Annotated in this window: 18 protein-coding genes; 5 read left to right on the top strand and 13 right to left on the bottom strand. The window is 71.4% G+C overall.

Going from position 1 to position 18,582, the window contains the following annotated elements; all coding sequences use genetic code 11:
- Positions 1–54: 54 nt before the first annotated feature.
- The 3 genes from ACTRO_RS33280 to ACTRO_RS33270 form a co-directional block, all read right to left on the bottom strand.
- A complete protein-coding gene (locus ACTRO_RS33280; protein ID WP_157436584.1) occupies positions 55–1,026 on the bottom strand; it encodes a carbohydrate ABC transporter permease in 972 nt (323 codons plus the stop codon).
- Between the two features lie 176 nt (positions 1,027–1,202).
- Entirely contained in the window at positions 1,203–2,165 is a 963-nt protein-coding gene (locus tag ACTRO_RS33275; RefSeq protein WP_051452564.1) for a helix-turn-helix transcriptional regulator, read from the bottom strand.
- Positions 2,162–3,190, bottom strand: a complete 1,029-nt coding sequence (locus ACTRO_RS33270; RefSeq protein WP_063628118.1) for a helix-turn-helix transcriptional regulator — start codon at positions 3,188–3,190, stop codon at positions 2,162–2,164. The genes ACTRO_RS33275 and ACTRO_RS33270 overlap by 4 nt, the downstream gene beginning before the upstream one ends.
- 92 nt (positions 3,191–3,282) lie before the next feature.
- On the opposite strand from ACTRO_RS33270, the gene ACTRO_RS33265 reads away from it, so the two are divergent.
- Positions 3,283–4,407, top strand: coding sequence for a DUF3866 family protein (locus ACTRO_RS33265; RefSeq protein WP_034277840.1), 1,125 nt, complete (start codon positions 3,283–3,285; stop codon positions 4,405–4,407).
- A 45-nt stretch (positions 4,408–4,452) separates the two neighbouring features.
- Entirely contained in the window at positions 4,453–4,830 is a 378-nt protein-coding gene (locus ACTRO_RS33260; RefSeq protein ID WP_034277838.1) for an FKBP-type peptidyl-prolyl cis-trans isomerase, read from the top strand.
- A 75-nt stretch (positions 4,831–4,905) separates the two neighbouring features.
- On the opposite strand, the gene ACTRO_RS33255 is transcribed toward ACTRO_RS33260, so the two are convergent.
- Entirely contained in the window at positions 4,906–5,550 is a 645-nt protein-coding gene (locus tag ACTRO_RS33255) for a GNAT family N-acetyltransferase (protein ID WP_211244489.1), read from the bottom strand.
- Between the two features lie 142 nt (positions 5,551–5,692).
- Between ACTRO_RS33255 and ACTRO_RS33250 the strand changes: the two genes are divergently transcribed.
- Positions 5,693–6,055: a hypothetical protein gene (locus ACTRO_RS33250; protein WP_211244488.1), complete on the top strand. Its 363-nt coding sequence runs from the start codon at positions 5,693–5,695 to the stop codon at positions 6,053–6,055.
- Positions 6,056–6,071: 16 nt separating this feature from the next.
- Here the strand turns inward: ACTRO_RS33250 and ACTRO_RS44265 are convergent, their stop codons facing one another.
- From ACTRO_RS44265 to arc, 7 genes are all read right to left on the bottom strand, one after another.
- The gene (locus ACTRO_RS44265) at positions 6,072–7,058 is read right to left on the bottom strand and encodes an FKBP-type peptidyl-prolyl cis-trans isomerase (protein WP_157436583.1); all 987 of its coding nucleotides are present in this window, start codon (positions 7,056–7,058) and stop codon (positions 6,072–6,074) included.
- A 27-nt stretch (positions 7,059–7,085) separates the two neighbouring features.
- Positions 7,086–8,447, bottom strand: a complete 1,362-nt coding sequence (pafA, locus tag ACTRO_RS33240; RefSeq protein ID WP_034269589.1) for a Pup--protein ligase — start codon at positions 8,445–8,447, stop codon at positions 7,086–7,088.
- Positions 8,448–8,472: 25 nt separating this feature from the next.
- On the bottom strand, positions 8,473–9,354 hold the full coding sequence (gene prcA, locus ACTRO_RS33235) for a proteasome subunit alpha (protein ID WP_063628117.1): 882 nt from the start codon (positions 9,352–9,354) through the stop codon (positions 8,473–8,475).
- A 51-nt stretch (positions 9,355–9,405) separates the two neighbouring features.
- The gene (gene prcB, locus ACTRO_RS33230) at positions 9,406–10,233 is read right to left on the bottom strand and encodes a proteasome subunit beta (protein WP_034277823.1); all 828 of its coding nucleotides are present in this window, start codon (positions 10,231–10,233) and stop codon (positions 9,406–9,408) included.
- 197 nt (positions 10,234–10,430) lie between these two features.
- Positions 10,431–10,640: a ubiquitin-like protein Pup gene (locus ACTRO_RS33225; protein ID WP_034277821.1), complete on the bottom strand. Its 210-nt coding sequence runs from the start codon at positions 10,638–10,640 to the stop codon at positions 10,431–10,433.
- A 266-nt stretch (positions 10,641–10,906) separates the two neighbouring features.
- Positions 10,907–12,421, bottom strand: a complete 1,515-nt coding sequence (dop, locus tag ACTRO_RS33220; protein WP_211244487.1) for a depupylase/deamidase Dop — start codon at positions 12,419–12,421, stop codon at positions 10,907–10,909.
- 342 nt (positions 12,422–12,763) lie between these two features.
- The gene (gene arc, locus ACTRO_RS33215; RefSeq protein WP_034269583.1) at positions 12,764–14,569 is read right to left on the bottom strand and encodes a proteasome ATPase; all 1,806 of its coding nucleotides are present in this window, start codon (positions 14,567–14,569) and stop codon (positions 12,764–12,766) included.
- Positions 14,570–14,926: 357 nt separating this feature from the next.
- Here arc and ACTRO_RS33210 point away from each other — a divergent pair, with 357 nt between their 5' ends.
- Positions 14,927–15,211: a ferredoxin gene (locus tag ACTRO_RS33210; RefSeq protein WP_245594568.1), complete on the top strand. Its 285-nt coding sequence runs from the start codon at positions 14,927–14,929 to the stop codon at positions 15,209–15,211.
- A gap of 58 nt (positions 15,212–15,269) precedes the next feature.
- On the opposite strand, the gene ACTRO_RS33205 is transcribed toward ACTRO_RS33210, so the two are convergent.
- Entirely contained in the window at positions 15,270–16,253 is a 984-nt protein-coding gene (locus ACTRO_RS33205) for a tRNA (adenine-N1)-methyltransferase (protein WP_157436582.1), read from the bottom strand.
- Positions 16,254–16,330: 77 nt separating this feature from the next.
- Complete coding sequence (locus ACTRO_RS33200) at positions 16,331–17,500, bottom strand: site-2 protease family protein (RefSeq protein WP_034269578.1); 1,170 nt, start codon at positions 17,498–17,500, stop codon at positions 16,331–16,333.
- Positions 17,501–17,589: 89 nt separating this feature from the next.
- Here ACTRO_RS33200 and ACTRO_RS33195 point away from each other — a divergent pair, with 89 nt between their 5' ends.
- Positions 17,590–18,570: a RecB family exonuclease gene (locus ACTRO_RS33195; protein WP_084316699.1), complete on the top strand. Its 981-nt coding sequence runs from the start codon at positions 17,590–17,592 to the stop codon at positions 18,568–18,570.
- Positions 18,571–18,582 lie beyond the last annotated feature (12 nt).

The following is an 18,582-nucleotide window of genomic DNA, read 5'->3' as shown; positions in this document are numbered from 1 at the left end:
CCTTCTTCAAGGGTGGGAGTGGGGATGCGGTCGCTCCATTGCGGACCGGAGGGGTCACGCGGCCCCTGTGCCTCCGACGGATGTGCGCCGCCGGACGAGTGAGAACAGGACCGTGACGGCGAAGAGCACCACCGCGGCCGCCGCGGCGTAGCCCAGCGCGGGGGCCTGGCCGGCGGCGTTCAGGAAGATCAGCAGGCTGAGCGTGACGGTCGAGCTGCCGGCCCCGCGCAGTTGGTAGAACTGGGTGAAGGCCTGCAGCGACCCGATCGTGGTGATCAGCACCACGAACGTGGTCACCGGCCGCAGCTGCGGCCAGGTGATGTACCAGAACTCGCGCCAGGGGCCGCAGCCGTCCACCCGCGCCGCCTCGCCGAACTCCTCCGAGATCACCGCGAGCCCGCCGATGAACACGAGGGTGAGGAACCCCAGCTCGTGCCAGAGGCTGTAGACGATCAGGGCCGGCATGGACGAGCCCGGGCTGTAGAGCCACTGCGAAGTGGGCAGGTGCGCCTTGTCCAGCGCGTAGTTGAGCAGGCCGAACCGCGGGTCGAAGATCATGCCCCAGACCAGGGAGCTCGCGATCAGCGGCGTGGCGTGCGGCAGGTAGAGCCCGAGCCGGGACAGGGCCAGCAGCCGGCCGCCGCGCTGCACCAGCAGGGCGAAGGCCAGCGCGAACGCCGTCCCGCCGACCACCATGCCGGCGGTGAAGTACAGCGAGTGGCCGAACGCGGCGAGGAACGAGGGGTCGCCCTGCTGGAAGAGCTGGCGGTAGTTGGCCAGCCCGACGTACTTCGAGAGCGCGATGTCGTACTGGTTCCAGTGCCACAGCGAGATGTAGAACGTGTAGATCGTCGGGAAGATCGTCCACACCCCGAAGATCGCCAGCGCGGGCAGCACGAAGAGGTAGCCCCACCAGGTTCGGCGGAAGTCGCGCGGCCCTCCGCGCGGACGGATCCGCCCGCCGCTCTGGGCGGGGTTCTGCGGGCTCTGGGATACCCCGAGGGACGGGGCGACGCTCTCTGGCACACCCGAAGTACAGCCAGTCAAAGTGACGCGCAGACGAACAGCCGACGAACAGTCAGCAAACTACCTTGAATTCTTCAGAGAAATCTGAAATCCTGTAATATTCGGCAACCTGTAATCGATCTCGGTCGCGAGAATCCGCCCGAGGCGTATCGCCCCAGGTCAGATGCCCTTCGATATCAGAATCCGTACCCCGCCAGGGCGGCCGCGGCGGTCCCCTGCACGGCCGCGGCGAAGCCGGCCGGGCCGAGCACCCGGGCGCTCTCGCCCAGGCGCAGCACCAGGCGCCGTATCCGGTCCTGGTCCGGTGCCCGCAGCGCCACCCGCACCCCGCCGCCGGGCAGGTCGGTCACGCTCTCGCACGGGTAGTACTCCGGCACCCACCGCGCCCCCGGCGCGAGTTCGAGCTCGATCAGCGGGTCCTGCGCGTCCACCCGCAGTGCGGAGTGCTCCGCCTCGGGCGCGTTGGCGGCGTGCTCGGGCACCACCGCCGGCTCCTCGAGCACCTCGATCCCCACCACCCGGTCCAGCCGGAACATCCGGCGGTCCGCGGAGGTGCGGCACCAGGCGTCCAGGTAGGCCCGGCCGGTGAGCATGGAGATCCGGATCGGGTCCACGGTCCGCTCGGTCACCTCGTCGCGCGAGGGCACGTAGTAGCGCAGCCGCAGCGCCCGCCCGCTCGTCTGGGCCCGGGTGGCCGCCTCGAGCACGACGTCGCGCGCCTCGAAGGCGACCGAGAGCCGCTCGGCCGTGTCCGCGGCCGACTGCCCCACCGCCGCCTCCAGCTTCGCCAGCACCCGCTCCAGCGCGACCCGGTCGGCCAGACCCGGCACCGCGGCCATCGCCCGCAGCGCCACCAGCAGCGCCACCGCCTCCCGGGTGGACAGGCGCAGCGGCCGGGTGATCGCCTCGGCCGCGTTGTCCAGGTGGATCGCGCCGCCCTCGCCGACGTGCGGCTCCATCAGGTCGTCGGAGAACCCGCCGGGCGTCCCGCAGAACCACAGCACGTTGAGGTCCTTGGCGATCTGCCGCTGGCTGACCCCGAACTCCCGGGCCACCTCGGCCACCGTGACCCCGGGGTGGCTGCGCAGATAGGGCACCAGGTTCAGCAGCCGCTCGACCTGCTCCACCGCCGTGCTCACGAAGCCGTCTCCCATTCCATCCGCAGGTCCGCCTCGTCCTGCCCGCCCGCCCGCGGCCCCGGCACCGTGCCCTGGCCGGACAGCGCCCGCAGGTTGCGGATGACCGCGTCGCGCAGCCGCGGCGGGTCGAGAACCACCACGTCCGCGCCGAACTCCGCCACGTAGCCCTCGAAGCCGTCCCGGTAGGCCAGCACCAGCACGTCCCAGCCCTCGTCGGACGGCTCGATCGCGCTCGCGGCCCGCCGCAGCGGGAAGCAGGTGCCGGAGCGCACCCGCAGCGTGGCCGTGCCGAGGTCGGCCTCCGGGCGCCGGGCGAAGGCGGCCACCCGGGCGCGCACGTCGAGCTGGTCGGGCATCGGGTGCGCCGGGACCCGCCCGGTCAGCAGCACGGGACCGGAGATCCGGTCGAGCCGGAAGATCCGCTCGTCCTCCCGGCCGAGGTCGTACCCGGCCAGGTACCAGCGGCCGCGCCAGGAGTCGATCGTCCACGGCTCCACCTCGCGCGAGCGCACCTCGCCGTCCCCGCGGCGGTAGGAGAAGCGGACCACCTGCCGCTCGTAGACCGCTTCGAGCAGCGGTTCGAAGGCCGGCGCCTCGGCCCGCACCCGGGGTTCGATGCCCACCGGGGAGACCGGTCCGACCTCGACCCCGGCGGCCTTGAGCTTGAGCAGCGCGGAGGACGCGGCCTGCGCGAGCGTGGCCTGCTGCCAGAACCGGGCGGCCGCACCGAGGGCCTGCGCCTCCTCCGGCTCCAGGGCGAGCTCGGGCAGCGCGTACTCGCCGGGCGCGATCCGGTAGCCGACCTCGTCGTCGAAGTAGGCGTCGGTGGAGCCGACCTCGAGCGGCACGCCGAGCTCGCGCAGCTCCTCCTTGTCCCGCTCGAACATCCGCTCGAAGGCCTCGTCGGTGGGACAGTTGCGGTACGGCTCGAGCACGCGCCGCAGCCGTTCCTTCGTCACGAAGGTCCGGCTCGCGAGCAGGCAGATCACCAGGTTGACCAGGCGTTCGGACTTCGTCGCCGCCATCAGTGCCGCCTTCCCTCCACTCCCGGCATGTGCTCGACCGACGCTACCTGTTTCCGGCGTGGTTTCGCACGGTCTTCCGCTACCGTAGGCGCGTGATCGGCTGGCTCGAAGGCACCGTGACGCAGCGCGGCCGAAGCTGGCCGGGAGCGCAGGAGCTGATCGTGCGCTGCGGCGGCGAGGACCGCCGCGCTCTGGCCTACCCCGCGCTGGTGGGGGAGCCCGAGGTCGGCGACCGGGTGCTGCTCAACGGGAACGCACAGGCCCTCGGTTTGGGTACGGGTGGGTACGCCCTGGTCGTGGCCCTGCCCGACCGCCTGCCGGTCCAGCCGTCCGCAGATCATCGCACCGCTCAGGATACCGGCAAGATGTCGGTACCCCAAAGCGGCCGGGCGGGCGGCCACCTGGTCAAGGCCCGCTACACCCCGCTGCAGGCTGTGGTCGCGGGCGTGGACGAGCAGGACTCGCCGCACCACGAGCTGCTGCGCGAGGCGGACGACCTGGCCGGGATGCCGGTGGTGGCCGCCGACCTGCACTCCGCCCTGCCCGCGGTCTGCGCCGCGATCCAGCACGACCGCCCCGGCACCCGCGTCGCGTACGTGATGACGGACGGCGGCGCGCTCCCGCTCTGGTTCTCCCGCACCGTGGCCGGCCTGCGCGAGGCCGGGTGGCTGTGCGGCTCGGTCACGGTGGGCCAGGCGTTCGGCGGCGACCTCGAGGCGGTCACCCTGCACACCGGCCTGCTCGCCGCGCAGCGGGTGCTCGGCGCCGAGATCGCCGTGGTCTGCCAGGGTCCGGGCAACCTCGGCACCGGCACGAAGTGGGGGTTCTCCGGCGTCGCCTGCGGCGAGGCGGTGAACGCCGCCGCGACCCTCGGCGCCGACCCGATCGGCGTGCTGCGGGTCTCCGAGGCGGACCCGCGCGAGCGTCATCGAGGCCTGAGCCACCACAGCCTCACCGCGTACGGCCGGGTCGCCCTGGCGCGCGCCCGGCTCGCTCTTCCGGATGAACCCGGAGCGTTCTGGGCCCGGGTCCGCGCCCAGGCCGCGCCGCTCGAAGCCCGGCACGGCCTCGCCGCGGTGCCGGCCGAGGGCCTGGACGAGGCTCTGGCCGCCAGCCCCGTGCCGCTGACGACCATGGGCCGCGGCCTGGATCAGGATCGCGCCAACTTCCTCGCCGCCGCCTGCGCCGGTCGCCTGGCCGCCACCGCGACCCGCTAGGCTGACCCGGTCAACGGATAACGAGAGGATCACGAAAGCATGGCACTGCCGCTTGAGAAGCCCGAGGTCGACTTCCCCGAGGGCAACCCCCCGCAGGACCTCGAGATCGTCGACCTCTGGGAAGGCCAGGGCGAGGAGGCCAAGTCCGGCCACCAGGTCACCGTGCACTACGTGGGCGTGGCCTTCTCCACCGGCGAGGAGTTCGACGCCTCCTGGAACCGCGGCGACGCGGGCTTCCAGTTCCCCCTCGGCGCCGGCCGCGTCATCAAGGGCTGGGACCAGGGCGTCGCCGGCATGAAGGTCGGCGGCCGCCGTCGGCTGACCATCCCCGCGCACCTCGCGTACGGCAACCAGAGCCCCACCCCCGCCATCAAGGCCGGCGAGACGCTGATCTTCGTCGTCGACCTGCTGGGCGTCAACTGAACGCGCTCGCTGAGGCCCCGGGCGCCGCGCTGCGTTGCGCGCCCGGGGCCGGCACGGGGGAAGCACGCCTCGCGGTCAGAGGCCGAACATGGGCAGGCACGGTTCGAGGCCTGCGACGCGGACCTCGGTGGAGCGGCGCGCTTCCCAGTCCGCGCGCGTGAGCCGCAGCCGCTGCAGGGTCGCGTCGGCGCCGCGGACGCTGTGGTGCTCGACGCCGTCGTCGCGGTAGCCGAGCTTGCGGGAGACGCCGAGGGACGCGGCGTTGTGGACGTAGGCGCCGGAGGTGGCGTGGCGGGCGCCGAGGCCGGCGAAGGCCAGATGCAGGACCGCGGCGCGCATCTCGGTGCCGAAGCCCTTCCCGTGGAAGTCCTTGCCCAGCCATGAGCCCGTGGTGACCTCGCGGCGTACCGCGAAGTCGCGGGCGGAGACCTCCTGCGAGCCGATGACGGCGCCGTCGTGGACGACGGCCAGCCAGAGCGACCAACCCTCCGGCTCCCAGCCCGCCCAGGTGCCCCAGGCGTATTTCAGCACGCGTCGAGCGACCACTTGCGGCTCGGCGTCGGTCCAAGCGACGGTGAACGGCTGGACGGCCGCGTCGTGCACGCCGCCGGCCGCGAGACCGGCGAGCGCGTCGAGCTCCGGGGCCGAAGGCACCCGCAGCCGAAGTCTCGGGGTCGCCAGTTCGAGTGATGCCAGGGGCCAGTGGATCATCTCAGCCATGACGGGATTCTGCCGGTCCCGGCCGCGGATCGCACCGGATTAACGGTGATACGCCTTCCGGGCGGCGTTAGCCGAACCTGGCGCGTCGAGCGGAAGGCGGCCGAAAGGTGCTGATAAGACTCATTCGATCTTCACTCAGCGAATGGGAGAAACCTCCGTGCGACTACGCAAGTCCTTCGCCGTGCTCCTCGGCACCGGAATGCTCGTTCTCGCCGTACCCGCCGTCGCCGACGCGGCGACCGGCGGCTTCACCTATCGGTTCGTCGATTCCTACGGCGTCATCCAGGAAAGCACCCTCGACAACCCGCCGAGCCGGGAATGCATCACTCTGCCGGAAGTCGCCGACCCCGACAGCTCCATGCCGGCGGACACGCCGCGCAATGCCACCAACGCGACCGCCGTCGTCTTCAGCGAACCCGATTGCCAGGGCGATTACTTCAGCCTTCGGCCCCTGACCGGACACGGCAGCGAACGGCTGAAGCTGCGTTCGGTGCTCTTCAGCTAGGCGGTGAAGCCGAGGGTCAGCCGAGGGCGTCGACGATATCGATGACGAAGACGAGCGTGTCGCCGCCGTGGATGCCGGCCGAGGCGACGCCCTTGGCGCCGTAGGCGTCGGCGGCGGGGAGGACCAGCAGGACCCTGTCGCCGACGTGCGCGCCGGCCAAGCCCTTGTTCCAGCCCGAGATCACCGAGTCGCTGCCGAAGACGAAGCTGGCGATGCCTCGGCCGAACGACGAGTCGAACTGCTTGCCGGTGTTCCAGTCGACTCCGGTGTACTGCACCATCAGCCGCTGGTCCGAGGTGAGCACGGCGCCGCTGCCGTGGATCAGGACACTGCTGGTCAGCGTGGCCGGGGCCCGCTCGCCCCGTGGGAGCGCGACCGATACGGCGCCGCTGCCAGGGTCGCCGGCGACCCTGGGCAGGTCGGCGTCCTTCTGCGTCGGCTGGATACCGGTGATGTCGGCGTTCGCCGGGTAGCCGCCGACGATGTCGAGCACGTACACGAGGTCGTCCGTGCCCTTGATGCCGTACGCGGTCGCGCCGCCGGTGCCGAAGGCCCCGTCGGGCGGGGTGACGACCTCCACCCGGCTGCCCACCTTCACGCCCGGCAGGGCCTGGTTCCAGGAGCCGAGGGCCGAAGTGGCCCCGAGCACGAACTCCTGCGTCTTGTCCGGGCTGCCGCCGGTGCCGTAGGTGCTGCCGATCAGCTTCCCGCCGGTCCAGTCCATCAGGGTGTAGTCGACCACCACCGCGTCGCCCGCCGCGAGCGGGGAGCCGCCGCCCTGGACCAGGACGGTGGACTCCACCCGGGTCGGCGGGCTCTGATGCGCCGGGATGGTGATCGCGGCCTGCTCGCCCACGGCCCCGGAGACGGCGGGCAGCACCGCCTGGGCCGAGCCCGCGCCGCACGCCGCCGCGCCCGCCGCCAGGCCGAGCGCCGCCAACGCGGCGAGGAGCCGGTGCGGCGGTCGGCGACGGTGGCGAAGACTCACTCCGAGTAGCAGCACGCGCACAGACTACCCAACGACGCGCGCCTACATGGACGCGATGAGCTTATCCACCCTTTCGTCCACGGCCCGGAACGGGTCCTTGCACAGCACCGTGCGCTGCGCCTGGTCGTTGAGCTTCAGGTGCACCCAGTCCACGGTGAAGTCGCGGCGCTGCTCCTGCGCCCGCTTGATGAACTCCCCGCGCAGCCGGGCCCGGGTGTTCTGCGGCGGCACCGACTTGGCCCGGAAGATGTCCAGGTCCCGCGCGGTGCGGTCGACCAGGCCGCGGCGCTCGAGCAGGTAGTACAGGCCGCGCTTGCGGCTGATGTCGTGGTAGGCGAGGTCGAGCTGGGCGATGCGCGGGTGCGCGATCGGCAGGTCGTACTTCTCCTGGTAGCGCTGGATCAGCCGGTACTTGATCGCCCAGTCGATCTCGCGCTCCATCTTCGCCAGGTCCTGCTGCTCGATCGCGTCCAGGGTGCGCTCCCACAGGTCCAGCACCCGGGCCACCGTGCCGGTGCGCAGGTCCCGGCGGTCGGCGAAGTCCACCGCCTTGGCCAGGTACTCGCGCTGGATCTCCAGCGCGGTGGCCTCGCGGCCGTTGGCCAGGCGCAGCTTCTTGCGGCCGGTCAGGTCGTGGCTGACCTCGCGGATGGCCCGGATCGGGTTCTCCAGCGTCAGGTCCCGCATCACCAGGCCGACCTCGACCATCCGCAGCACCAGGTCGGTCGCGCCGACCTTGAGCAGCATCGTGGTCTCGCTCATGTTGGAGTCGCCCACGATCACGTGCAGCCGGCGGTAGCGCTCGGCGTCGGCGTGCGGCTCGTCCCGGGTGTTGATGATCGGGCGGGAGCGGGTGGTCGCCGAGGAGACGCCCTCCCAGATGTGCTCGGCCCGCTGGCTCACGCAGTAGACCGCGCCGCGCGGGGTGGGCAGCACCTTGCCGGCGCCGCAGATCAGCTGACGGGTCACCAGGAACGGGATGAGCACGTCGGCCAGCCGGGAGAACTCCCCGTGCCGGGTCACCAGGTAGTTCTCGTGGCAGCCGTAGGAGTTGCCGGCCGAGTCGGTGTTGTTCTTGAACAGGTAGACGTCTCCGGCGATGCCCTCCTCGTGCAGCCGCCGCTCGGCGTCGTGCAGCAGGCCCTCGAGGATCCGCTCGCCGGCCTTGTCGTGCACGACGAGCTCTTCGATCGAGTCGCACTCCGGCGTCGCGTACTCCGGGTGCGAGCCGACGTCCAGGTAGAGCCGGGCGCCGTTGCGCAGGAAGACGTTCGAGGAGCGCCCCCAGGAGACCACCCGCCGGAACAGGTAGCGCGCGACCTCGTCCGGGCTCAGCCGCCGCTGGCCGCGGAAGGTGCAGGTGACGCCGTATTCGTTCTCGAGTCCGAAGATCCTACGGTCCATCAGGCCCCTCCTGGGGTAGATGACGCTAGTTGTCGCCGTTGTCCTCGCCGCTGTCCTCGTCGAGGGCCTCGTCGATCAGTGCGTTGGTGTCGAGTTCCGCGCCCTCGGCGGAGCCGGCCGGCGCGGAGTCCGCGCCCGGCTCGTCCTGTTCGGCCGCGGACGCGTCGGCCGAGGCGCCGTTCTCCGCCAGCGCCGCCGCGTCCGCGCCCGGCTCGCCCTCGAGCAGCGCGGCGAGCTGCGCGCCGAGCAGGCGGCGGAACTTGCGCGGCTGGGTGCGGTCGCGGTCGAGCACGGCGACCTCGAGCTGGGCCGGGCTCAGCTCCCGGGTCTCGCTGCCGTCGCGGCCGAGCGCCGCCACCGCGATCCGCAGCGCCTCGCCGAGGCCCGGGGTCTCCCGGTAGGTCTCCTCGAGCACCGCGGAGACGGCCTCGGCCGCCCCGCCGATGACCACGAAGCCGTGCGCGTCCACGACGGAGCCGTCGTAGGGGATCCGGTAGATCTGGTCCTGCTCGGGCCGGTCGCCCACCTCGGCGATGACCAGTTCGGCCTCGTACGGCTTGGCACCGGACTCGGAGAAGATGTTGCCGAGCAGCTGGGCGTAGGCGTTGGCCAGGCCGAGGGCGGTCACGTCGCGCCGGTCGTAGAGGTAGCCGCGGCTGTCGGCCAGGCGCACCCCGGCCTGCCGCAGGTTCTCGAACTCGTTGTACTTGCCCGCGGCGGCGAAGCCGATCCGGTCGTAGATCTCGCTGACCTTGTGCAGCACCCGGGAGCGGTTCTCCGCGACGAACAGGATGCCGCCGTCGTAGTTCAGCACCGCCGCGGAGCCACCGCGCGCGATGTTCTTGCGCACGAAGTCCGCCCGGTCCTTCATCAGCTGTTCGGGCGAGACGTAGAACGGCGTCGTCACGTTGTCTTAGTCCTCGTCAGTCGTCTTCTCGTCGGGAGTGGGCGGGTGCCGTCAGCGCAGCGGGGCGTTGGGGCCGTCGGGCCGCCGGTGCCGGGCGTCGACGACCTCTTGCACCAGTTCGGCCAGCTCGGACTGGGGCAGGCGGCGGTAGCCGTCCTCGGTGACCACGCCGACCACCGGGTAGATCCGGCGGGTGAGGTCCGGGCCGCCGGTGGCCGAGTCGTCGTCGGCCGCGTCGTAGAGGGCCTGGATCGCCGCGGTGACCGCGCCGGTCGCGTCGAAGTCGTCGCGGTAGAGCTTCTTGAGCGCGCCGCGGGCGTAGACCGAGCCGGAGCCCACGCAGTGGAAGCCGTGCTCCTCGTACTGGCCGCCGACCGGGTCGTAGCTGAAGATCCGGCCCTCGCCGCTCTCCAGGTCGTAGCCGGCGAAGAGCGGGACCACCGCCAGGCCCTGCATGGCCAGGCCCAGGTTGCCCCGGATCATGGTGGCCAGCCGGTTCGCCTTGCCGTCCAGGGAGAGGGTGATGCCCTCGATCTTCTCGTAGTGCTCCAGTTCGACCTGGAAGAGGCGCACCATCTCCACCGCGAGGCCCGCGGTGCCGGCGATGCCCACGCAGGAGAACTCGTCCGCCGGGAAGACCTTCTCGATCTCCCGGGAGGCGATCACGTTGCCGGCCGTGGCCCGCCGGTCGCCGGCCATGACCACTCCGCCCGGGAAGGTCAGCGTCACGATGGTGGTGCCGTGCGGGGCCTCGAAGGGCAGCGGGCCGCCGCCGTTCGCGCCGAGCGCGGCCGCCCGGCGCCCGGGCAGGTACTCCGGGTTGTACGCGGCGAGGAACTCGGTGAACGAGCTCCCCGAGCCGGAGAACGCGGCCCGCATCAGTCCGAGGTCGCCGGCGAAGCCGCCCTGACCACCGAGCCGTCCCGTCCCTTGGGTTCCCACGCGTTCCCTCTCCTCGTCGTCTCGCAAAGCATGGATCGACCTCGAACCTTACCGGCCGCGCAGGCCGCCGGGCGTGATCCGGCCGCCGCGCGGGCGGATCAGGCGTCTGCCCCCGGCTGAGCCGGCGTCAGACCTTACTGGCCGCCCTTTTGCACAAAGCTCCTGACGAAGGACTCGGCGTCGGTCTCGAGGACCTCGTCGATCTCGTCCAGGACGTCCTCGACGTCCTCGGACAGCTTGGCCTGACGCTCCTTCAGGTCGCTGGACTGCTCGACGACCTCTTCCTCGAGCTCCTCGCTCTGCCGGGAGGCGCGTTCCTGCCCGCCCGTGTCCTTGGCCGCCATCCGGACCACCCACCTCTCTCGAACCATGGCTCCAGTTCCGCACCCGAATGCGCTTCACCTGACCACGACCCTACGCCGATCCGCCGACACGGGCCTCGCGGTTTCACCGAAGCGCTCTTGGATCATCCCTGCCCCCCGCGGGGCGCGTTCACACGTTCGGAGGCTGGCGCCCCGCCTCCACCGCGCAATCGTGATGTCCGCCGCGGCGCGGCCGCCGAGGCCGCGGCCCCCGCGGCAGGGGCGGGGGCCGGGCGGGACGCGGCGCGCTAGCTGCCGCCGGTGAGCTCGCGGACCAGGTCGCTGGCCGTGCGGCAGCGGTCGATCAGCCCCTCGACGTGCTGCTTCGTGCCGCGCAGCGGGTCGAGGGTGGGGATGCGCTGGAGCGACTCGCGCTCGGGCAGGTCGAAGATCACCGAGTCCCAGGAGGCCGCGGCCACCGAGTCGGCGTACTTGTCCAGGCAGCGGCCGCGGAAGTAGGCGCGGGTGTCCTCCGGCGGCAGGTCCACCGCGGTGCGCACCTCCTCGTCGGTGACCAGCCGGTCGAACCGGCCGCGGGCGGCCAGCCGCTGGTAGAGGCCCTTGTCCGGGCGCACGTCGGAGTACTGCAGGTCCACCAGGTGCAGCCGGGCGTCCTCCCAGCCCAGCTTGTCCCGGGTGCGGTAGCCCTCGAGCAGCTCGAGCTTGGCCACCCAGTCCAGCTCCCGGCGCAGCAGCATCGGGTCGGCCTCCAGCCGGGTGAGCACCGACTCCCAGCGGTCAAGGACCTCCTGGGTGACCGGGTCCACGTCCGCGCCGTAGCGGTCCTCGACGTACTTGCGGGCCTGCTCGAAATACTCCATCTGGAGCTGGACCGCGGTCAGCTTGCGCCCGGAGCGCAGCTTGACCAGGTGCTTGAGGGACGGGTCGTGGGAGACCTCGTGCAGCGTGCGCACCGGCTGGTCCACGGTGAAGTCGGCGCCGATGAAGCGGTCCTCGATCATCGCCAGCACCAGCGAGGTGGTGCCCATCTTCAGGAAGATGGAGATCTCGGCGAGGTTGGCGTCGCCGATGATCACGTGCAGCCGGCGGTGCTTCTCCGGGTCGGCGTGCGGCTCGTCCCGGGTGTTGATGATCGGGCGCTTGAGCGTGGTCTCGAGCCCGACCTCGACCTCGAAGAAGTCGGCCCGCTGGGAGATCTGGAAGCCGTGCGAGCGCCCGTCCTGGCCGATGCCCACCCGCCCGGAGCCGGCGAACACCTGCCGGGTGACGAAGAAGGGGGTCAGGTGCCGGACGATGTCGGCGAACGGGGTGGAGCGGGAGACCAGGTAGTTCTCGTGCGAGCCGTACGAGGCGCCCTTGTTGTCGGTGTTGTTCTTGTACAGGTTGATCGGCAGCGCGCCGGGCACCAGCGCGGCGAACCGGGCGGCCGCGGCCATGATCAGCTCGCCGGCCTTGTCCCAGATCACGATGTCGCGGGGGTTGGTGACCTCGGGCGTGGAGTACTCGGGGTGGGCGTGGTCGACGTAGAGCCGGGCGCCGTTGGTCAGGATGACGTTGGCCAGGCCCGAGTCCTCGTCGGTCAGCTGGCTGGTGTCGGCCAGCTCCCGGGCCAGGTCGAACCCGCGCGCGTCGCGCAGCGGGTTCTCCTCCTCGAAGTCCCAGCGGGCCCGCCGCGCCCGCTGCATCGCCGTCGCGTAGGCGTTGACGATCTGCGAGGAGGTGAGCATCGCGTTAGCGTTCGGATGCCCCGGCACCGAGATGCCGTATTCGGTTTCACTGCCCATGACCCGACGTACGCTCATGCCCTCGCCTCCCTGGTCAGCTGCGGGAACGCGTGCATGAGCGCAGTGCCCATAGATTCGCTCGCAAGCTCGCTCATGCCCTCGCCTCCTCGGTCGGCCGGAGGAACGCGCGCATGAGCGCAGTGCCCATAGATTCGCTCGCAAGCTCGCTCATGCCCTCGCCTCCTCGGTCGGCCGGAGGAACGCGCGCATGAGCGCAGTGCCCATAGATTCGCTCGCAAGCTCGCTCATGACCACCAGCTTAGGCGCGCGCGGCGGCGGAAGGCTCCAGCTTCGACCACGGTTTCTCCCCGAGTCGGGACGGGGCGCGACAGGTGTGTCGCGCCCCGTACGCCAGTGTGACTACAGGTACTGCCCGGTGTTGGCGACGGTGTCGATCGACCTGCCGCTCTCCGCGCCCTTCTTGCCGGACACCAGGGTGCGGATGAACACGATCCGCTCGCCCTTCTTGCCGGAGATCCGGGCCCAGTCGTCCGGGTTGGTGGTGTTGGGCAGGTCCTCGTTCTCCTTGAACTCGTCGACGCAGGCGCCGAGCAGGTGGGAGATGCGCAGGCCCTTGGCGCCGTGGTCGAGGAAGTCCTTGATCGCCGACTTCTTCGCCCGGTCCACGATGTTCTGGATCATCGCGCCGGAGTTGAAGTCCTTGAAGTAGAGCACTTCCTTGTCGCCGTTGGCGTAGGTGACCTCGAGGAAGCGGTTCTCGTCCGTCTCCGAGTACATCCGCTCGACCGTGGTCTGGATCATCGCGGCCACCGTGGCCGTACGGTCCCCGCCGTTCTCCCGCAGGTCGTCCTCGTGCAGCGGCAGGGTGGAGGTGATGTACTTCGAGAAGATGTCCTTGGCCGCCTCGGCGTCCGGACGCTCGATCTTGATCTTCACGTCCAGCCGGCCCGGGCGCAGGATCGCCGGGTCGATCATGTCCTCGCGGTTGGAGGCGCCGATGACGATGACGTTCTCGAGCCCCTCCACGCCGTCGATCTCGGAGAGCAGCTGCGGGACGATGGTGTTCTCCACGTCCGAGGACACGCCCGAGCCGCGGGTGCGGAAGAGCGAGTCCATCTCGTCGAAGAACACGATGACCGGCGTGCCCTCGCCCGCCTTCTCCCGGGCCCGCTGGAAGACCAGCCGGATGTGCCGCTCGGTCTCGCCGACGTACTTGTTGAGCAGCTCGGGACCCTTGATGTTCAGGAAGTAGCTCTTGCCGGCCTCCTTGCCCGAGATCTCGGCGACCTTCTTGGCCAGCGAGTTGGCCACCGCCTTGGCGATCAGGGTCTTGCCGCACCCGGGCGGGCCGTAGAGCAGCACGCCCTTGGGCGGGCGCAGCTCGTGCTCGCGGAAGAGCTCCTTGTGCAGGTAGGGCAGCTCGACCGCGTCCCGGATCAGCTCGATCTGGCCGGACAGGCCGCCGATCGAGGCGTAGTCGATGTCCGGCACCTCTTCCAGCACCAGGTCTTCGACCTCGGACTTGGGCACCCGCTCGTACACGTAGCCGGAGCGCGGCTCGAGCAGCAGCGCGTCGCCGGCCCGGATCACCGTGTCCAGCAGCGGCTCGGCCAGGCGCACCACCCGCTCCTCGTCGGTGTGCCCGACGACCAGGGCGCGCGCGCCGTCCTCGAGCAGCTCCTTGAACGAGACGATCTCGCCGACCTTCTCGTAGCCGTGCACGGCGATGATGTTCAGGGCCTCGTTGAGCATCACCTCGCGGCCGGGCTGGAGCTCGTCGAGCTCGACGCCCGGGGCGACCGCGACCCGCAGCTTGCGGCCGCCGGTGAAGATGTCGACCGTGCCGTCCTCGTGCTCCTCGAGGAAGACGCCGAAGCCGCTGGGCGGCTGGGCGAGCCGGTCGATCTCCTCCTTGAGCGCGACGATCTGGTCGCGCGCGTCGCGCAGGGTCGCCACGAGCCGTTCGTTCTTCGCAGTGAGCCCGGACACGGTGACCTGGAGCTCGCTGATCCGGTCTTCTAGGGCACGGTCACGGCTGCCGCGCGGGGTCTCGGCCAGGCGCCGCCGCAGCAGCGCCACTTCCTGCTCGAGGAAGGCAACCTGGTTCAGCGCGTCCTGGCCGGAGCCCGGCTCGCTGCCGAGCGGGCCGCCTCGGCCTGCTCGGGAGCCGGGGCGCAGGGGCTTGTCGTCTTCGTGGGCTGGCACGGTCCTTCACCTCCTCGCGGAGTGTTGTGACGTCACAACGACCCTACCTGCGTTCGGGGGCGGCCAAACCGCCGCACCGCTCGCTCGTGTCGGCGGACCTCCCGCTGCTCGGGTGTCCGCTGTCGACAACACTGCCGTCTCCACAGTGGATTCCCCCTTCACCGCTCGTTATGTAGACGGTCGGGCAACCCGTTCGGATCAACGCTACGGCCGGATCCGCTACGGAGCACGATCATTACCCGTACCGTGCCCCGCTGTCGAGGGCTTTGGGGAATTCGGGTCCCGATGTCCCCGCGCCGGATGAAGTTGTTAGGTTGGGGGGTGTAAGGCTTCCGTGGATTGGGGATGACCGGCCGGATGAGCAGCGAGGATCTCGAGGTCTGGATCGACCAGGAGCTGTGCACGGGCGACGGGCTGTGCGCCCAGTACGCCCGGGACGTCTTCGAGCTCGATATCGACGGCCTGGCCTACGTCAAGGATCCGGCCGGCGCGCTGCGCCAGGAGGCCGGGGCCCGGGTCGCGGTGCCCGCGGACCTGGTGCTGGACGTGATCGACTCGGCGAAGGAGTGCCCCGGGGAGTGCATCCACGTGCACCGGCGCGCGGACGGCGCGGCCGTGGCCGGCCCGCTCGCGCAGGACTGACGGGCGCGGGGCCGACGGCGCGGGCCGCCCCCGGATACCGGACGGCGGCCCGGCCGGGTCACGGCAGGTCGCCCCGCCGGGCGATGCGGGCCGCCCGGGCCTCGGCCTCGTCCACCGGGTCGGCCTCGACGACGCCGTCCCAGGCGTCGCCGAGCTCGGCGGCGGCCTTGGCCGGGCGCCGGCGGCGGGCGGGCAGGTCCACCCCGTCGGCCACGCGGCGGGCGGTGACCAGGAAGCCGGTGTGTCCGACCATCCGGTGGTCCGGCCGGACGGCGAGGCCCTCGACGTGCCAGGAGCGCAGCAGCGTCTCGAACGGCGCGGGCTCGGCGAAGCGGCCGTGCTCGCGGATGGTCTCGACGGTGCGGGAGAGCTGGGTGGTGGTGGCGACGTAGCAGATCAGCACGCCGCCGGGGACGAGCACCTTGGAGACGGCGTCGACGCACTCCCAGGGCGCGAGCATGTCCAGCACGACCCGGTCCACCTCGTCCGGCCGCAGCGAGGAGACGAGGTCGCCCACGGTCAGGGTCCAGGCCGGGTGCTCGCCGCCGAAGAAGGTGCTCACGTTGCGCTCGGCGATCGCGGCGAAGTCCTCGCGGCGCTCGTACGAGTAGACCCGGCCGCCATCCCCCACCGCGCGCAGCAGCGAGCAGGTCAGCGCGCCGGAGCCGACGCCGGCCTCGAGCACGCGCGCGCCCGGGTAGACGTCGGCCATGGCCACGATCTGGGCCGCGTCCTTCGGGTAGACCACGGCGGCGCCGCGCGGCATGGACAGCACGTAGTCGGACAGCAGCGGCCGCAGCGCCAGGTACTCCATGCCGCCGGTGGAGCGCACCACGGTGCCCTCGGGCTCGCCGATCAGCGCGTCGTGGTCGAAGTAGCCCTTGTGCGTGTGGAACTGCTTGCCGGGGGTGAGCGAGAAGGTGTGGTGCCTGCCCTTGGTGTCGGTCAGCTGAACCAGGTCGCCGACCTTGAACGGGCCTTGGCGATGGCTCTTGCCGGTCTCTTCGGGGCGCGGGGCGTCGGGCTCGTGCGTTTCGCTCACCGGTGGATTCTAACGGCCCGAACAGGCGTGCTCGACGTCGGCGGCCGCGAGCACGCTCGAAGACGAGGCCGAAGCCGCTAGCGGCCCAGGAAGGCGTGCTCGACGTCGGCGGCCGCGAGCACGCCGAAAATGGCGCCGTCCGGCTCGGTGACCAGGTATTCCGGGGCCGGAGTCGCGCGCAGGGCCTGCAGCAGGGCCTCGCCGTTGAGGTCGGCGGTCAGGGTCAGCCCGGGGCGCAGCGCGCGGGACAGGGTGCCGACCTGGACCCAGGGGTGGCGCTCGAGCGGAGTGGCGGCGACGGCGGCCTCGTGCACGATCGCGGTGGGCCGGCCGTCGTGGTCGACCACGAGCAGGCTGCGCGCACCCACCGAGGCGGCCCGGCGCAGCGCCTCGGACAGCGGCACGTCGGCCGTGACCGGCACGGCCCGGCGGGTCAGGGCGCGGGCGTTGAGCGTGGGGATGCGCTCGCGCAGCCGGGCGACGGTGAGCGACTGGGAGGCGCCGATGAAGATGAACGAGGCGATGAAGGCGGCCCACACCAGCGTGTAGAGGCCGTCGCTGCTGCCGGCGTCCTGCACCGTGACCATGGCGTAGATCAGCACGCCGACGGCGAGCACGCGCCCGGTCCAGGCCGCGGCGACGGTGCCGGTGAGCGGGTTGCGACTGATCGCCCAGACCGCCGAGCGCAGCACCCGGCCGCCGTCCAGCGGCAGGCCGGGGAGCATGTTGAAGACGCCGACCACCAGGTTGGACACCCACAGCGCGGTGACCAGATACTGCATCGCGTTGAACAGCAGCGAGCTGGTCGGGTGGTCCATCAGCTTCCACACGCCGAAGAAGATCCCGCCGAGCGCGAAGGAGAGCGCGGGGCCGGCGACGGCCACGGCGAACTCGCGCCGCGGGGTGTCCGGCTCCTTCTCGATCTCCGAGACGCCGCCGAGGAAGTAGATCACGATCCGGCGCACCGGCAGTCCGAAGCTCTTGGCCACCACCGAGTGGGCCAGCTCGTGCAGCAGCACGGAGAGGTAGAGCAGGACGGCGAAGCCGAAGCCGATCAGGTAGCGCCAGTTGCCGAAGTCCTCGTCGCTGATCTGCCGGCCGAAATAGTAGGTGATGAACGCGGCGATCAGGAACCACGTGGGCGAGACGACGATGGGAATCCCGAAAGGGGAACCCATCGGGATGCCGCCGCCCGCCGCGCGTCGGGGGTCCGGCCGTCCGCCCTGGTTCTCGTTCTGGTCGCTCACAAGGCGATGCTACGGGTTGCTCTGCTTCCAGGTCTCACGCGGCCGGGCGGGTGCCGCAGTGTCGGCAGAGGCGGCTAGGGTTCTCGGACATGGGTGAGCTTGGGTTCGAGGCGGTCGCGGTGACCGAGGAGGCGACCGCCGGCGTCGCGCCGGGCACGGCCGACGGCGCGCTGTTCGACGCGGGTCCCGGTGCTGTGGGGGCAGATGACAGCGCGCTGTTCGACGCCGGGCGGGAGTTCTCCAGGGGAGTGGTCAAGCTGCCGGCCGCGCTCTCGCCGTCGCGCGCGGGCGACTTCCAGCAGTGCCCGCTGCTCTACCGGCTGCGGGTGGTGGACAAGGTGCCCGAGCCGCCGAACGCCGCGGCCACCAAGGGCACGCTGGTCCACGCGGTGCTCGAGCGGCTCTTCGACCTCCCGGCCGGCCGGCGCACCCCGGCCGAGGCAGTGGAGCTGCTGCGGCCGCAGTGGGAGAAGCTGCTCTCCCAGCGTCCCGAGCTCGGCGGCCTGTTCGCGGCCGAGGAGGAGCGCGCGGCCTGGCTGGCCGAGGCGGAGTCGCTGCTCGGCACCTATTTCACGCTGGAGGACCCGAACCGGCTCGAGCCGGCCCAGCGCGAGCTGTTCGTGCGGGCGCCGATGGGCGAGGGCGAGGACCGGCTGCTGCTGCGCGGCTTCGTGGACCGGCTCGACGTCGCGCCCAACGGGCTGCTTCGGGTGGTGGACTACAAGACCGGCAAGGCCCCGCCGCCCGGGTACGAGGAGAAGACGCTCTTCCAGATGAAGTTCTACGCGCTCGTGCTGTGGAAGGCGCGCGGCGTGGTGCCCAAGCGGCTGCAGCTGCTGTTCCTGGGCAACGGCGAGGTGCTCACCTACGACCCGAGCGAGGCCGACCTGCTCGCGGCGGAGCGCAAGATCGCCGGCATCTGGGCCTCGATCCGGCAGGCGGCCGAGAGCAAGCAGTGGAAGCCCAAGCCGTCGAAGCTGTGCGGCTGGTGCAGCTTCCGCGAACTGTGCCCGGCGCAGGGCGGAGTCGAGCCGCCGGTGCCCGAAGTGCGGATCGGCAAGGCGGACTGACGGCGGATCAGC

Source organism: Actinospica robiniae DSM 44927 (genome assembly GCF_000504285.1).
Taxonomy (GTDB): domain Bacteria; phylum Actinomycetota; class Actinomycetes; order Streptomycetales; family Catenulisporaceae; genus Actinospica; species Actinospica robiniae.
Note: the sequence above shows the minus strand (reverse complement) of the source record. Positions and strands in the feature narration are given on the sequence as shown.

What these genes read in the sequence shown, in the direction of transcription:
- ACTRO_RS33270 (WP_063628118.1), bottom strand. Translation starts at nt 3,190, where the DNA reads ATGGCGGCGACGAAGTCCGAACGCCTGGTCAACCTGGTGATCTGCCTG.
- pafA (WP_034269589.1), bottom strand. Translation starts at nt 8,447, where the DNA reads ATGGACCGTAGGATCTTCGGACTCGAGAACGAATACGGCGTCACCTGC.
- ACTRO_RS33225 (WP_034277821.1), bottom strand. Translation starts at nt 10,640, where the DNA reads ATGGCGGCCAAGGACACGGGCGGGCAGGAACGCGCCTCCCGGCAGAGC.
- ACTRO_RS33195 (WP_084316699.1), top strand. Translation starts at nt 17,590, where the DNA reads ATGGGTGAGCTTGGGTTCGAGGCGGTCGCGGTGACCGAGGAGGCGACC.
- dop (WP_211244487.1), bottom strand. Translation starts at nt 12,421, where the DNA reads ATGAGCGTACGTCGGGTCATGGGCAGTGAAACCGAATACGGCATCTCG.
- prcB (WP_034277823.1), bottom strand. Translation starts at nt 10,233, where the DNA reads ATGCGGGCCGCGTTCTCCGGCTCGGGGAGCTCGTTCACCGAGTTCCTC.
- ACTRO_RS33250 (WP_211244488.1), top strand. Translation starts at nt 5,693, where the DNA reads ATGGGAGAAACCTCCGTGCGACTACGCAAGTCCTTCGCCGTGCTCCTC.
- ACTRO_RS33210 (WP_245594568.1), top strand. Translation starts at nt 14,927, where the DNA reads ATGAGCAGCGAGGATCTCGAGGTCTGGATCGACCAGGAGCTGTGCACG.
- ACTRO_RS33255 (WP_211244489.1), bottom strand. Translation starts at nt 5,550, where the DNA reads ATGGCTGAGATGATCCACTGGCCCCTGGCATCACTCGAACTGGCGACC.